This window comes from Devosia limi DSM 17137 (assembly GCF_900128975.1).
GTDB classification, from domain to species: domain Bacteria; phylum Pseudomonadota; class Alphaproteobacteria; order Rhizobiales; family Devosiaceae; genus Devosia; species Devosia limi.
Genome location: NZ_FQVC01000002.1, coordinates 212,944 through 227,641, shown reverse-complemented (window position 1 = coordinate 227,641; position 14,698 = coordinate 212,944). Strand labels below are relative to the sequence as shown.

15 protein-coding genes are annotated in these 14,698 nt (G+C 62.8%); 11 read left to right on the top strand and 4 right to left on the bottom strand.

Annotated elements, in window-relative coordinates; all coding sequences use genetic code 11:
- Positions 1-78: 78 nt before the first annotated feature.
- Entirely contained in the window at positions 79-1,128 is a 1,050-nt protein-coding gene (locus tag BUA69_RS04485) for a dipeptidase (RefSeq protein ID WP_046135881.1), read from the bottom strand.
- A gap of 125 nt (positions 1,129-1,253) precedes the next feature.
- Here BUA69_RS04485 and rnr point away from each other — a divergent pair, with 125 nt between their 5' ends.
- From rnr to rpmG, 3 genes are all read left to right on the top strand, one after another.
- A complete protein-coding gene (rnr, locus tag BUA69_RS04480) occupies positions 1,254-3,536 on the top strand; it encodes a ribonuclease R (protein ID WP_046135882.1) in 2,283 nt (760 codons plus the stop codon).
- Between the two features lie 4 nt (positions 3,537-3,540).
- A complete protein-coding gene (locus BUA69_RS04475) occupies positions 3,541-3,936 on the top strand; it encodes a DUF983 domain-containing protein (protein ID WP_046135883.1) in 396 nt (131 codons plus the stop codon).
- Positions 3,937-4,169: 233 nt separating this feature from the next.
- Positions 4,170-4,337 (top strand): 50S ribosomal protein L33, encoded by a 168-nt coding sequence (rpmG, locus tag BUA69_RS04470; RefSeq protein ID WP_046135884.1) that lies wholly within the window; start codon positions 4,170-4,172, stop codon positions 4,335-4,337.
- Between the two features lie 483 nt (positions 4,338-4,820).
- Here the strand turns inward: rpmG and BUA69_RS04465 are convergent, their stop codons facing one another.
- Together BUA69_RS04465 and BUA69_RS04460 are read right to left on the bottom strand one after the other, a co-directional pair.
- Positions 4,821-6,191, bottom strand: coding sequence for a PleD family two-component system response regulator (locus tag BUA69_RS04465; protein ID WP_046135885.1), 1,371 nt, complete (start codon positions 6,189-6,191; stop codon positions 4,821-4,823).
- Between the two features lie 165 nt (positions 6,192-6,356).
- Positions 6,357-6,728: a response regulator gene (locus BUA69_RS04460; RefSeq protein WP_046135886.1), complete on the bottom strand. Its 372-nt coding sequence runs from the start codon at positions 6,726-6,728 to the stop codon at positions 6,357-6,359.
- Positions 6,729-6,828: 100 nt separating this feature from the next.
- Here BUA69_RS04460 and BUA69_RS04455 point away from each other — a divergent pair, with 100 nt between their 5' ends.
- From BUA69_RS04455 to BUA69_RS04430, 6 genes are all read left to right on the top strand, one after another.
- Entirely contained in the window at positions 6,829-7,107 is a 279-nt protein-coding gene (locus tag BUA69_RS04455) for a DUF3572 family protein (protein WP_160300139.1), read from the top strand.
- Positions 7,108-7,110: 3 nt separating this feature from the next.
- A complete protein-coding gene (locus tag BUA69_RS04450) occupies positions 7,111-8,499 on the top strand; it encodes a DNA polymerase IV (protein WP_082093881.1) in 1,389 nt (462 codons plus the stop codon).
- Positions 8,496-8,954, top strand: a complete 459-nt coding sequence (locus BUA69_RS04445; protein WP_046135888.1) for a RidA family protein — start codon at positions 8,496-8,498, stop codon at positions 8,952-8,954. The genes BUA69_RS04450 and BUA69_RS04445 overlap by 4 nt, the downstream gene beginning before the upstream one ends.
- Positions 8,955-9,048: 94 nt before the next feature.
- Positions 9,049-9,813, top strand: coding sequence for a glycerophosphodiester phosphodiesterase family protein (locus BUA69_RS04440; protein WP_046135889.1), 765 nt, complete (start codon positions 9,049-9,051; stop codon positions 9,811-9,813).
- Positions 9,803-10,978, top strand: a complete 1,176-nt coding sequence (locus tag BUA69_RS04435; RefSeq protein ID WP_052950628.1) for a GNAT family N-acetyltransferase — start codon at positions 9,803-9,805, stop codon at positions 10,976-10,978. The genes BUA69_RS04440 and BUA69_RS04435 overlap by 11 nt, the downstream gene beginning before the upstream one ends.
- 266 nt (positions 10,979-11,244) lie before the next feature.
- Entirely contained in the window at positions 11,245-12,372 is a 1,128-nt protein-coding gene (locus BUA69_RS04430; RefSeq protein ID WP_046136788.1) for a hypothetical protein, read from the top strand.
- Positions 12,373-12,377: 5 nt separating this feature from the next.
- Here the strand turns inward: BUA69_RS04430 and BUA69_RS04425 are convergent, their stop codons facing one another.
- A complete protein-coding gene (locus BUA69_RS04425; RefSeq protein WP_046136787.1) occupies positions 12,378-13,388 on the bottom strand; it encodes a zinc-dependent alcohol dehydrogenase family protein in 1,011 nt (336 codons plus the stop codon).
- A gap of 136 nt (positions 13,389-13,524) precedes the next feature.
- On the opposite strand from BUA69_RS04425, the gene BUA69_RS04420 reads away from it, so the two are divergent.
- Positions 13,525-13,944 (top strand): HIT family protein, encoded by a 420-nt coding sequence (locus tag BUA69_RS04420; protein ID WP_143154428.1) that lies wholly within the window; start codon positions 13,525-13,527, stop codon positions 13,942-13,944.
- Positions 13,941-14,591 carry a YoaK family protein gene (locus tag BUA69_RS04415; RefSeq protein ID WP_046136785.1) on the top strand — a complete coding sequence of 217 codons (651 nt, stop codon included), beginning with the start codon at positions 13,941-13,943 and terminating at the stop codon, positions 14,589-14,591. Before BUA69_RS04420 ends, BUA69_RS04415 begins: the two co-directional genes overlap by 4 nt.
- Positions 14,592-14,698 lie beyond the last annotated feature (107 nt).

The following is a 14,698-nucleotide window of genomic DNA, read 5'->3' as shown; positions in this document are numbered from 1 at the left end:
AATTACGAAGTCATTCCCACCTGCGCGGGAATGACTTCGTGGGTGAAGGAAGGCGCGCCACCAGCGCGCCCCGCCCCATCACCCCATCGTCCGCTCAATCATCGACAGCCAGTTCCCCATCGCGATCTTGCGCACCAGTGGCTCGCCATAGCCCTTGTCCAAGAGGGCTTGCAGCAGCTTTGGCACGCCGGTCACATCGACCATCTCCGCCGGAATCATCGCGCCGTCGAAATCCGAGCCCAGCGCCACGCCATCCTCGCCCAGCGCCTCCACCAGCCCATCCAGGTGCCTGACCACCAGTTCCATCGACGTGTCGGCGCGGAACTGCCCATCCGGTCGCAGGAACCCGGTGGCGTAGTTCACGCCCACCAGCCCCTTGCTCTCGGCAATCGCCGCCAATTGCCAATCCACCAGATTGCGCGCATGCGGGCTGATCGCATGGACGTTGGAATGCGTTGCCACCAGCGGCTTGTCGCTAATTGCCGCAACGTCGCGGAAGCCCGCCGCATTGAGATGGGACAGGTCGATCATCACGCCCAGCCCGTTGCACGCCCGCACCAAAGCCTTGCCGGCATCGGTCAGTCCCGGCCCGATATCGGGATCGGCATTGTGCCGCAGCGGCACGCCAGTGCCAAAGTCATTGGCCCGGCTCCAGACAATGCCAATCGAACGTAGACCCGCCGCGTAAAGCACGTCCAGCGCGTCCAGATCGGGGTCGATCGCCTCCGCACCCTCGATGTGAAGGATCGCCGCCAAGTGATTCCGATGAATCGCTGATTTGACCTCGGCGGCGTTCCGGCAGATCGCCACCGCGCCCGCCCTTTCCAGCCGCAGCAGGATCGAGGTCATCGCCATGGTCGAGGCCATTGCATCCGCCAGCGCCAGGTTTGGCGGCAGGTCCGATTTCGGATTGGCGGCCTGCGCGAACACCCCGGCCAGATTGCCCTTTACCGGCGGCGGGAACATCGCAAAGAACCCGCCCGCCATGCCCGCCTTCCGTGCCCGTGGCAGGTCGAGATGCCCGTCTGCACTACCCGCGATGAAGGCTTGCGTTTTGTCGGCGCCCGGCCCTTCCAGCAGCCGCAGCAGCGTGTCGTTGTGGCCGTCAAAGAACGCAATGTCAGTCATCGAAAGGCACCCCGGAATCACTATGATTGGCGCAAGGCAAGCCCAATGCCCGCCCCGGCGCAATCCAAATTGGCAATCGCGCGCGGATTGCCCTATCTATCGCGTGTATCGTCAGAAAGCCCACTATGCCCAAGCCGCCCACCAAGCCTCGTCACACCTCTGGCCCCAAGCGCCCCCGTCAGCCCGCCGCCGGTGCATTGCCGACGCGCGAGCAGCTGCTGGCGGCTCTCGCCGAGCAGACCGATATCAAGGGCAAGCGCGATCTGGCCAAGGTGTTCGGCATCCGTGGCGATTTACGCAAGCCCTTCAAGGATATGCTGAAGGAGCTTGAGGGCGACGGCGTCATCACCCGCACGCGCAAGGCGCTGCGCCGCACCGCAGCGCTGCCGGCGGTCACCGTGCTCGATATTCCCACCGATGCCGATCCCGACAATCTGCACGCCTATCCGGCGCAGTGGAATGACGAGGAAGGCGAACGCCCGACCGTCAAGGTGCTGGCCGGCCGCGATGCCCGCGTCGTCCCCGCCCCCGGCGACCGCATCCTGGCCCGCATCGATGCCGGCGACGCCGAGATCCCCGCCTATACCGCCAAGGCGATGAAGATCCTCGACAAGCCCCGCCGCGCCCATATCGGCATCGTTCGCATGGATGAGGACGGCGCTCGACTTATCCCGGTGGATCGCAAGCAGAAGGAAATGCGCATTCCGCTCGGCGATCTGCTCAATGCCGCCGATGGCGATCTGGTGGAAGTGGAGGTCAAGCTCTCCGGCCGCCTGATGATTCCGCGCGCCCGCGTGACCGCGGTGATCGGCAATCCCGAGTCCGAAGGCGCCATCAGCCTCATCGCCATCCACAATCTGGAAATCCCCTTCCGTTTCCCCGCCGCCGTTATCCGCGAGGCCGAAGAGGCCAAGGAAGCCACGCTCAAGGGCCGCGAGGACTGGCGCGATATCCCGCTGATCACCATCGATCCGTTCGATGCCAAGGATCACGACGACGCCGTCTATGCCGAGCCTGACACCGACGAGAAGAATCACGGCGGCCACATCGTTTATGTCGCCATTGCCGACGTTGCTGCTTACATTCGCCCCGGCACCGCACTAGATCGCGAAGCCTATCTCCGTGGCAATTCGGTCTATTTCCCCGATCGCGTCGTGCCGATGCTGCCCGAGCGCATCTCCAATGACCTGTGCTCGCTCAAGGAAGGCGTGCCGCGCGCTGCCCTCGCCGTGCGCATGGTCTTTGACGCCGGTGGGCACAAGCAGTCCCACAGCTTCCATAGGGTATTGATGCGCTCGGCCGCCAAGCTGAGCTATCAGCAGGCCCAGACGGCCATCGACGGCAATCCCGACGACAAGACCGGTCCGATTCTCGAGCGAATCCTCAGGCCGCTCTGGGCGGCCTATGCCGCCATGGCCAGGGCCCGCGATCAGCGCGGCCCGCTTGCTCTCGATCTACCCGAACGCAAGATCGTGCTCGATGACAAGGGCATGGTCGCCCGCATCCACGTGCCCGAACGGCTGGATGCCCATCGCCTGATCGAAGAAATGATGATCGCCGCCAATGTCGCGGCGGCCCAGACCCTCGAACAGCGCAAGACCAACCTGCTCTACCGCGTCCACGATGTGCCCAGCAGCGAAAAGCTCATGGCTCTGCGGGACTTCCTTGGCTCGCTTGATATCTCAGTCAAGAGGTCCGACGCCGTCCGCGCCAGCGATTTCAATGGCATTCTCGGCCAGGCTCGCAAGGCCGGCAATATCGAACAGGTCAGTGAAATGGTCCTACGCAGCCAGGCTCAGGCCGAATACGCGCCGGACAATTATGGCCATTTCGGCCTCAACCTTGAGCGCTACGCCCACTTCACCTCACCCATTCGCCGCTATGCCGATCTGATTGTCCACCGCGCCCTCGTGCGAGCACTCGACCTCGGCGATGACGGCCTCAGCGACAAGGAAGCCCTCGCGCTTGCCGGCATTGCCCAGCACATCTCGGCCACCGAACGCCGCGCCATGCTGGCCGAGCGCGAAACCGCCGATCGCCTGCTGGCGCAATATCTGTCCGGCCAGATTGGCGCGCGCTTCGAGGGCCGCATTTCCGGCGTCACCCGCTCCGGCCTGTTCGTGCGCCTGCGCGATACCGGCGCCGATGGCTTCATCCCGGCCTCCACCCTCGGCCAGGACTATTACCGCTATGACGAGCAGCAGCAGGCCATGATCGGCGACCGTACGGGCGAGAAGTTCGCCTTGGGCGAAACCGTGCTGGTCCGCTTGCTGGAAGTGGCTCCGGTAGCCGGAGCGCTACGCTTCGAGCTGCTGTCCGAAGGCACCCGCGTCAATCCGTCATCTTCTAGGCGCACCCAAAAGCGCCCACCTAAGTCTTACGGGCCGAAGGGCCGCAAGAAGAGGTGAGACGATGGGCGTGCAGGTAAAGACGCTTCAGAAACGCAGCGTTGGCCAGGCCATGTGGCGCGGCACTCTGTGCAAGTGCCCGCAATGCGGGACGGGCAAGATGTTCACCGGTTACCTCAAGGTTGCCGATACATGCAACAATTGCGGCGAAGAGCTGTTCCACCACCGCGCCGATGACTTCCCGCCCTACATCGCCATCATGATTGTCGGCCACCTGCTGGTCGCGGTGATGCTGCACATGGAAATGGTCTGGCACGTCAATCCGCTGGTGTACTTCTACACCATGATCCCGCTCGCGATCATCCTGCCGCTGGCCATCCTGCCCTCCACCAAGGGCTCCATCGTCGGCCTGCAATGGGCCCAGCGCATGCACGGCTTCGACCCCGCCCACCGCGACTGATCTTTGAGGGGGCACCTCGCCTCCTCTCTCTCCCGACTTGAGATTCGCCCCCCCGAATCCCTGCCACGCCACGAGATGGCCGGTGACCCAGCGCCCCGGCCCAACTCTTTCCAGCCGCGGCTTTACGCGGTTCTGCATCGTCTGACTTGACAACCGGCGGCAAATCCGTAGGTTGCGCCCAAATTCAAGCGCTGCACCTTCGCGGCGCCTCTTGTTTTGTCGAGGACACCCAAATGGCCAAAGCCGCTTCCGTCAAGATCAAGCTCGTGTCGACGGCTGATACTGGCTACTACTACGTCACCAAGAAGAACGCCCGCACCCAGACCGAGAAGCTCACGTACAACAAGTACGATCCGGTTGTGCGCAAGCACGTCGAGTTCAAGGAAGCCAAGATCAAGTAATCTGGCGCCGATCTCGACTAGTCGATCAAAAAGCCCCGCATCTCACGATGCGGGGCTTTCTGTTGCTCTGTGACGGGAGCGGGAAGCGGTGACAAGGATCCGTCGCCCCACGCAGCGGGCGGACGGAACCATGATAAATGGGAAAGTGGCTGGTCCGAAGCGGCATGTCGTAGAGGCCACTCTGTCCACATTCGGACCAGCCGCCCCACGGACCCAGGCGTTGCGGCGGACCTGGGGGAACCGTAGGGAACAATCAGCAGCATTGCCTAAGAAGTCGTGCCAGCTGCTTGACCGGACCCTATCGCGCAGCCGAAAAAACTCAAGCTATACCGAGCGATAGCGGCCGGTAATGCTTTGTTAAGTATAAGAAATAACCCTAATGTCTAAACTTGGAATCAAGCTTAGCCTCGCCCAGCGGCACATCAATTTGGCCGCTGATCTCCACGTATTGGCGCTGCTGCGCCCCGACTACGACGCCAGGGCTTAGGCAGCGTCGAAGATGACGCGATTGCGCCCCTCGCGCTTTGCCCGATACAGCGCGACATCGGCCCGCTTGATCAGCGTCTCTGGCGTGTCCGCCGCAGTTTCATTGAGCGCCAACCCCGCCGACACCGTCACCGACAGCGGGCGCCCTGCCCCAACCTCGAAACTGCGATCGCCGATGGATTGACGCACCCGCTCCGCCACCGCCTCGGCCTGCCGATAGTCGGTGTCTGGCATCAGCACCACGAATTCCTCGCCGCCAAAGCGGCAAGCCAGGTCGATGCCGCGGATATTCCGCTTCAGGCGCAGCGCAAACTCCTTTAGCACCGCATCACCAATATCGTGGCCATGCGTATCGTTGACCGCCTTGAAGTGGTCGATGTCCAGAATCATCAACGCCATATCGCGGCCCTGCTGCTGGGCCTTGCCCAGCATGACGTTGAGGTGGCGATCGAAATAGCGCCGGTTATAAAGCCCGGTCATGTCGTCGGTCACAGCCTGTGCCATGGTGGTATTGACGCTCTCGCGCAACTCGAGCGTGTAGCGTTGCCGCCGTATCTGCGTGCGGACCCGCGCCGCCAGTTCATTGCGCTCGACCGGGCGCATGACGAAATCATTGATTCCCAGATCGAGCGCCCGCAGCACCAGCGGCTTGTCGGCCTCGTCGGCCATCAGGATGATTGGCAACGTGCGGGTATGCCCCATCGTCCGGATCTGTGAGCAAACCCGCAGCGGATCGAAATCGGTCAACGCCATCGAAATGAGTACCGTTTCGTAATTTGCACCGCTCACCTGGAACACGGCATCCGCCGGTTCGGTCAGCACATCCACATTATGTTCGTCGGACAGATAGCTTTTGACGCGCTCGCCATGGCGCGCATCGCTGTCGATGACCAGCACCGAGCCACCCTTGGTGGAAGTGCTGTCCATTGCCCGCAGGGCGTCCTCGATGGCCATTTGCTGGCCGGTCTGCGCCCGCGCCCGCAATTCATCGGTCAGCGTCTTCAGCCGCACCAGGCTCTTGACCCGCGCCACCAGCGCCATGTCATCGACAGGCTTGGTCAGGAAATCGTCGGCCCCGACTTCCAGCCCGCGCACCCGATCGGATGGCTGGTCCAGCGCGGTCACCATCAATACGGGAACGTGGTGGGTCTTGGGATTGGCTTTCAGTCGCCGGCAGACTTCAAACCCGTCCATGCCGGGCATCATCACGTCCAGCAACACGATATCGACCTGCGAGCTGTTGCAGATCTCGATCGCTTCCGGCCCGGAGCTGGCCGTGACAACCTCGTAATATTCGGCTGCCAAGCGCGCCTGCAGCAGGCGCACATTGATTGGAATGTCGTCGACGATGAGAACGCGTGCGGTCAAAGCAGAAGATCCCAGTTTCCAGTCGCCAGCCGGCAGCGTCCACCGCCGGCGTCGAAACCGCCAAATCGATGCAGGCGCGGTCAGCGAGCCTACGCGCCAGGAAGCGTCTGGAGGGTCAGAAAACCGCGCCGACGGGCAGGCGCCAGCAGCAGCGCCGGTTACCGATCAGGCCGGACCAATATAGTGGGCAATGGTTTCCAAAAAGTGTGGCACGGAAATGGGTTTTGAGATGTAACCCTCACAGCCGCCTTGAAGAATCCGCTCCTCGTCGCCCTTCATGGCGAATGCGGTAACGGCTATCACCGGAATATGGGCGAGCTCGTCATCATCCTTGAGCCACTTGGTCACCACCAACCCGGAAACCTCGGGCAGCTGAATGTCCATCAAGATCAGATCGGGATGATGAGCGCGTGCAAGATCGAGCGCTTCCATGCCATTACGAGTCTGGATCACGGCATAACCACGCGATTCGAGCAGATCGTTGAAGAGCTTCATGTTGAGCTCGTTATCTTCCACGATCATGACTGTCTTGGGCATTGGTCCTCGCTTTACACCGTCCCGGTGCCTGCAGCGCTTCGTTTTGCCGCTTCATTCAGCTAGCATTGAATATCTTACAAAACACCAAATGAGGCCCTTGGTGCCAATTCTTCATAAAGCCGAGCCCGATCTCGGCTCTCTTGCCGATACCTGCCTTGGCTACCTCGCCGAGAACCCGGACGATCTGCTGCGCTTCATGGAATTTGCCGGCTATGATCCGGCATCCCTGCGGCGCTCAGTCGGCTCGGCTCAACTGCAGCGTGGCCTCATCGACTACTTTGCCTCAAACGAATCGATTCTGCTCGCACTCTGCGCCAATGCCGCAATGACGCCCGAAAGCTTCATGCGCGTCTGGCACCAGCTCAATCCTGCCGGGTGAGCCATGGCCGCGCCCTGGCTCTGTCGTGATTGCCTCGCGTTCGGAACGGCCGCTGCCGCGCCGGCGCGCTGCGGCACGTGCGGATCACCCCGGATACGCAGCCATGAAGAATTGTTCTCGCTCTCCATCGCCCATGTCGACTGCGATGCCTTTTATGCCTCGGTCGAAAAACGCGACGATCCCAGCCTGCGCGACAAGCCGCTGATCATCGGCGGCGGGGTGCGCGGCGTTGTCTCCACCTGCTGCTACATTGCCCGCCAGTCTGGCGTCCGCTCCGCCATGCCGATGTTCAAGGCGCGTCAGCTTTGCCCCGATGCAGTGATCATCAGGCCGAACATGGCCAAATATGTCGAGGTCAGCCGCCGGATACGCGGCTACATGGATGCCTTGACCCCCTTGGTCGAACCACTCTCCATCGATGAGGCGTTCCTCGACCTCAACGGCACCCAGGCGCTGCACAAGGCCCCGCCTGCCCTGGTGCTTGCGCGCTTTGCCAAGGCAGTCGAAACCGATATCGGCGTCTCCATATCGGTCGGGCTCAGCCACAACAAATTCCTCGCCAAGGTGGCATCCGATCTCGATAAGCCACGCGGCTTTGCCGTTATCGGTGCCGCCGAGACTGTCTCCTTCCTCGCGCCCAAGCCGATCAGCCTCATCTACGGCGTCGGCAAGGTGCTGGCCGAGACCCTGCGCAAGGACGGGCTCGTCACCATCGGCCAGTTGCAGGACGAGCCGCCCGAAAACCTGATGCGTCGCTATGGGGAAATGGGCGCCCGCCTCTCCCGCCTGGCGCGCGGTGAGGATAGTCGCCGCATTTCTACCGGCGGCGAAATGAAGACCGTCTCCTCCGAAACCACTTTCAACAGCGATATCTCCTCGCTTGAGGCGCTCTCGACCGAGTTATTGAATGTCACCGAACGGTTGTCCGAACGGCTCAAAGCCAAGAACATTGTCGGCGACACGGTCACTCTAAAACTGAAATCTGCCGGTTTCCGCTTGCGTACACGCGCGCGTCACCTGATGATCCCGACACAACTGACGAATGTGATCTACGAAACCGGCCTGCAATTGCTGGCACGCGAGATCGACGGCACTGCATTCCGGCTGATTGGAATCGGCGTTTCGGGTATCGATACTGCCGATGGCACGGATCCAGCCGATTTGCTGGAGCCGGCAGTGGCACGCAAGGCGGCTGCCGAGCGCGCCATGGACCGGGTCCGCACCCGGTTCGGCCGCGAAGCCGTCGTGCGCGGCAAGCTTTATAAACCCAGGCCGGACGGTGGTCCGGCAGCGGCAACAAGTCCGGATGCCAGTCCGGTAGCAGAGACAATGAGGGCGGACGCCGATCCGACCCTGACCGAAAATGACAGAACCGAAGGCAAGATACGATGACCAGCCCGATCGAAAAGCTCCGTGAACTCGGCTATGAGCTGCCCACTGCCAAAGCACCCGTTGCCAATTACGTCCCCGTGGCCCGCTCCGGAAACATCCTCTACATTTCCGGCCAGCTTTCGAGCGATGAAAACGGCGTCACCACCGGCCTGCTCGGCGACAACATGAATGTGGTGCAGGGTGGCAATGCCGCCGAACTCGCCGCCACCAACATTCTGGCCCAGATCGTCCACAATGGCGGCGTCGAGCTGACCGACATCAAGCGCATCCTCAAGATCACCGTGCTGGTCGCCTCCACCCCGGACTTCTTCGAGCAGCACCTGGTCGCCAATGGCGCCTCCAACCTGCTCGTCGGCGTGCTCGGCGACAAGGGCAAGCATGCCCGCGCTGCGTTCGGCGTTGCCGCCCTGCCCTTTGGCGCTGCCGTGGAAATCGAAGCGGTCGTGGAGGTCTAGCCTCCTGCCGGGACGGGGATGGCCCGCCAGCCGTTACATCCCCGTCATAAACCGCTGCCACTCACACACGCTCAATCTTCTCGACGAGGCCATTATGACCGATACGCCGCTCTTTCCCCGTCCCGTCGCCCATCGCGGCCTGCACAACCGCGTCGCGGGCATTATCGAGAACAGCGCCAGCGCCTTCGAAGCCGCGATTGCGGGCAATTTCGCCATCGAACTCGACCTGCAACTGACCAGCGACGGCGTTGCCGTGGTCTTCCACGATGACGAGCTCAAGCGCCTGACCGGCAAGGAAGGCCGCGTCTCCGACATCACTGTCGCCGAACTGACCGCGACCCCGTTGCTTGACAGCGCCAAGGGCGAATGCCCGCAGCGCTTCACCGATTTCCTGACCCAGATCGGCGGCCGCACCATGCTGCAGGTCGAGCTCAAGCGTCAGCGCGATATGGCCGGCACCCAGCTGCTCGCCCGCGCCGCCGCCGAGGCCCTCAAGGGCTATGAGGGGCCGGTCACCGTCGAGTCGTTCGATCCCAACCTGATCACCCTGGTGCGCCAATTCGGCTTCACCGGCCCCCGCGGCATCATCACCTATGATTATGAGCGCAAGGATTGGGACGATGGGCTGACCGAAGACCAGCGTTTCACCCTCCGCCACCTGCTGCACTGGCACGAGACTCAGTTCGATTTCATCTCCTGCGACAAGGCATCGTTGAAGATGCCCGCTATCCAGTTCTGGCGCGCCCTCGGCAAGCCGGTCACCGGCTGGACCATCCGCTCGGCAGTTGAAGCCGCCGAAGCCGCTCCCCATATTGACCAGATCGTCTTTGAAGGGTTCGACCCGGAACTTGCCCAATAACGGCTACATCGCCACGGTCCACCCCACGACGGCAGCCATAGAGGCTGCCGTCTGGAATTCGCTTGTCCCATCCGCTTCAGGCAAGCCTGATAACCCCTTCCTCGACCACGCCTTCTTTATGGCGCTCGAACAATCCGGCTGCGCCACGGCACGCACCGGCTGGCAGCCCCAGCATATCCTGCTGAGCGATGCCGCCGGGACGCCGCTCGGGCTGATGCCACTGTTTCTCAAATCCCATTCCATGGGCGAATACGTCTTCGACCATGGCTGGGCCAATGCCTATGAGCAGGCCGGCGGCTCCTATTATCCCAAGCTGCAATGCGCGGTGCCCTTCACGCCGGTGACCGCCCCCAAGCTGCTGGTGCCCTCGGGCCACGCCGAAATCGAAGCCGCGCTGCTGTCCGCCGCCCAGCAGCTCGCCACCCAGCGCAATGCCTCCTCGGTCCACGCCACTTTCGTGCCGAAATCCGAGGCCGAGCTCATCGAAAGCGACGGTTGGCTGAAGCGCCTCGATACCCAGTTCCACTGGCACAATCAGGGTTTTTCCAGCTTCGACGACTTCCTCGAAACTCTCTCATCGCGCAAGCGCAAGACCATCCGCCGCGAACGCCGCGATGCGCTCGCCGATGGGCTGACCGTCAAATGGCTCTCTGGCAGCGATTTGCAGGAACACCACTGGGACGCCTTCTACGATTTCTACGAGGATACCGGCGCCCGCAAATGGGGCCGCCCCTATCTCAACCGCGAGTTCTTCTCCCGGCTCGGCCAGACCATGGCCGACCGCATTGTCCTCATGCTGGCCTATGATGGCCCCACCCCGATTGCCGGCGCCATCAACTTCGTCGGCTCCGACCGCATTTTCGGCCGCAACTGGGGCTGCACCCGCGACGTGCCGTTCCTGCATTTCGAGCTCTGCTATTACCAGGCCATCGACTACGCCATCGCCCATAAACTGGCCGTCGTCGAAGCCGGCGCGCAGGGCGAACACAAACTCGCCCGCGGCTACGCCCCCGCCACCACCTACTCCGTCCACTGGATCGCCCATCCCGGCCTGCGCGACGCCATCGCCGACTATCTCGCCCGCGAACGCGCCTCCGTCACCCGCGAACAGGAAGTCCTCGACACCTTCACCCCCTTCCGCAAGGGCGACCGCACCGACCGATAGTCCCCCCACCAGCCGTCATCCCGGCGTAAGCCGGGATCCAGTTCCTTGCCCTGCCCCCCTTAGCCAGTCCCCTCAGTCATCTCCCTCCCCCTTGAGGGGAGGGATCAAGGGTGGGGGTGCTGCGCCCCCCCCCCCCTCGCTCGGCGTCCTGCTTAAGCCCGGGCCCCTGCCTCGGGCCCTTGCCCCCATCCCCGTGACACCATCCCCTCTGGCCCTCCTGCTCCCACCGGCTTATGTAAGCGTGTCGTTACGTTCGGGACCGCCGCATGACTTTCTGGGACATCATCGCCTTCATCCTCCAGACCGCCCTGGTCTTCGTCGTCTCGACGGCGCTCTTCGATGCCCTGCATTGGACCCTGCATAAATGGGAAGGCTCGCGCTTCAAGCTGCTGCGCACCTTCTCGTCGTGGCATTGGGTGCATCACAAATTTCTCGGCCTCGATATGCAGATCAACCCGGCCTATGCCCGGCAGAACATCTGGTTCCATATCGTCCCCGAATACCTGACCGGCATGGCCGGCACGCTGATTTTCCTGCTGGTTTTCCCCTGGCCGCCTATCGCTGTCGTCGCCGCCATCCGCACGGTGATGCTGGTGATGACGCTCAAGGAAGAAGGTCTCGACTACAATCACATGTCGATGGACCGCGTTGGCGGCCAGCAGGGCCTGCTATGGGTGAACAATAATTATCACGCCATGCATCACGTCTATCCGCATAACTTCTTCTCGTCGTTCAGCAATGTATTCGATCTGCTGTTCGGCACCACCTGCCAGATCAAGGGCCGCAAGTTCCTGGTCACCGGCGCCAGCGGCGCCTTTGGTTCTGCCATGGTCAAGAAGCTGGAAAAGCTCGGCGGCATCGTCGAGACCGCCAAGTCTGGCTCCGATTTTTCCGCCGGCGACTATTCGCGCATGCAGGAAAAACTGACCCGGGCCGATGTGCTGGTGCTGGCCCACGGCGCCAAGACCGATGATTGCTGGAATGCCAATTACGTCACCTTCACCGAGCTGATCGATCTCTTCACCGAGATCGGCAAGCCCCGCCTCGCCCCGCCCGAAGTCTGGGCGCTGGGTTCGGAGGTCGAGTTCCACGGCGATATGGGGCTGGACGAGCTCAAGGCCTATTCCGCCTCCAAGCGCGCCTTCGCCGCCCGCGCCCGCCAGTATTATCGCAGTGATGCGCTGCTCTATCGCCACGTCGTGCCATCGTCTTTCACCTCGCCCATGGGCAAGGGTGCGATGAGCGCCGGCACCGCCGTCAACATGGCCCTGTTCGGCATTCGCCGCGGCTTTTCCTATGTGCCGGTCACCCTCACCGGCATGGCCTTCCTCAATTATTTCCGTTTCCGCTATTTCCAGAAGGACGAACCGGAACAGCTGAAACCGGCTGAATAGCCGGCTCAGGGCACTGCGATAATCTTGACCTCGCCCGGCGCCGGCGCTGCCCCGACAATGCCGGCCACCTCCTCGAGCCCAATGGTCCGGCTGATCAGCCGATCCAGCTCCAGCGTTCCCGCCGCCACCATGGCGGCTGCCCGCGCATGGGTCAGCGGATTGAGCCAGGCGCTTTCGATCCGCAGTTCATTGACCAGCAGCTCATAGGGCACCACCGGCACTTCGACGCCCGCCGGCGTTACCCCGAACAGCACAAACGTGCCGCCGCGCCGCGCCATGCTGATCCCCTGCACAAAGGTCTGCGGCACCCCTGCACATTCCAGCACGACATCGACGCCGCCCTTGATCAAGCCGCGCAGCGCCGCGACCGCATCCTCGGCCACCGGGTCAACCGCCTCCGTCGCCCCCAGCGTCAATGCCAGTTCCCGCCGCGCCTGCTGCCGCGTGATCATGACGATCCGGCTCGCGCCCGCCAACCTAGCCAGTTGCACCATCAATAGCCCGATCACCCCGCCACCCAGCACCGCCACGCTATCGCCGGGCCGAATGCGCGCCACGTCCAGCCCATGCAGGCAACAGGCCAGCGGCTCGCAAAATGCCCCATGCAGAGGGTTGAGATCGGCAGGCAGTAGATGCGCCTGCCCCTGCGGCACGACCACGTAGTCGGCAAACCCGCCATCCCGGAACACGCCGATAGCCGTCAGGCTGTCACAGAGATTGGGCCGCCCCGCCCGGCATTGCTGACACCAGCCACAGGCAATATTGGGGTCCCCGGTAATCCGCTCCCCAGGCGCAAACCGCGTCACGCCCGACCCGATAGCCTCGACGATCCCGCAAAACTCATGCCCCAGCGTCACTGGCAGCGCCGTCGGATATTCACCCTTGAACATGTGCCGGTCCGATCCGCAAATGCCGACCGCCTCCACCCGCACCAGCAGATCATCCGGCCCCGCCTCAGGCCGCGCCACCATGCGCATCGCCATGCTGCCGATCGCTTCCAGCCGTACTGCCCGCATGCTCCTGCTCCCTTTTCGGGCAATCTTGGCGCATCCCGCTCAGCTCGCATAGCGCTGTATCGAAGTGCAGGCCCACACGCCCTTGCCCCCTCCGCCACGCCGCGCCAAACTCAGGCCAGATCCAGACTGCGAGAGAATCATGACCTACGATCCATCCAATATCTTCGGCAAAATCCTGCGCGGCGAAATTCCAGCCCATAAGGTCTACGAGGATGAGACTGCGCTGGTAATGATGGACATTTTTCCCCAGTCGCGCGGCCACACGCTGGTCATTCCCAAAGCACCCTCGCGCAACCTGTTTGATGCCGATCCGGCCGTGCTCGCTGCAGTGATCCCCTTGGTGCAAAAGGTCGCCAATGCGGTCAAATCAGTCACCCATGCCGATGGCATTCGCCTCGCCCAGTTCAACGAGGCGCCCGCCGGCCAGAGCGTCTTCCACCTGCATTTCCATATCATCCCCGCCTATGAGGGCATTCCGCTGGCTGCCCATGGTGGCGGCAAGGCCGATGATGCCGAACTCTCGGCCCTCGCCAGGGATATCGCGGCGCAGCTGTGACGCCGACGCCAAAACTCAGCCTCGGCCTGCTGTTGACCGCATCTGCTGGCTTCATAGATGCCGTCGGCTTCATCGAATTGGGTGGCTTCTTCGTTTCCTTCGTCAGCGGGAACACCACCCAGTTGGGCGACGCTCTCGCTACCGACGCCCTGCCGGTGGCTCTTGTTACCGCTTCTCTGATTGCCCTGTTCTTCATCGGCAGCGTCGCCGGCGCCTCGCTCGCACTGCTCCATCGCCGCTGGGCCGCCAGCGCCGTCCTCGCCTTCGTGCTCGTCGCAATGGGTACTAGCCTCGGCCTTTCCGCCGCTGGCTTCACGGCTACCCAAGCCATGCTGGCCCTCGCTGTCGCCGCCGGGGCGCAGAATGCCATTCTGCAGTCCGAAGGCGCCGTTCGCCTAGGCGCCACTTTCGTCACCGGCACCATGTTCGCCGCCGCCCAGGACCTCGCCAAGGCGCTCCGCCATCAGGCCCCACCGTGGCGCTGGGTTCAGCACCTGCTGGTCTGGACCTCCCTGCTGCTCGGCGCCGCCCTCGGCGCGCTTGCCTATCATGCGGTCGGCATCTATGCGCTCATCGCCCCCATCGTCGTCTACGCCGCGTTCTTCCTCGCCTATACAATGCTGGGCCCGCGCCGCGTCCAGACTTGAATCATCGCGCAAAGCACCCGATTCACCCCCGCAGGCACCACCGCTTACCCACTGATTTCATTACCCTATTTCCACATGAAAAACGCCGGGACGTTGCCCGGCGTCTG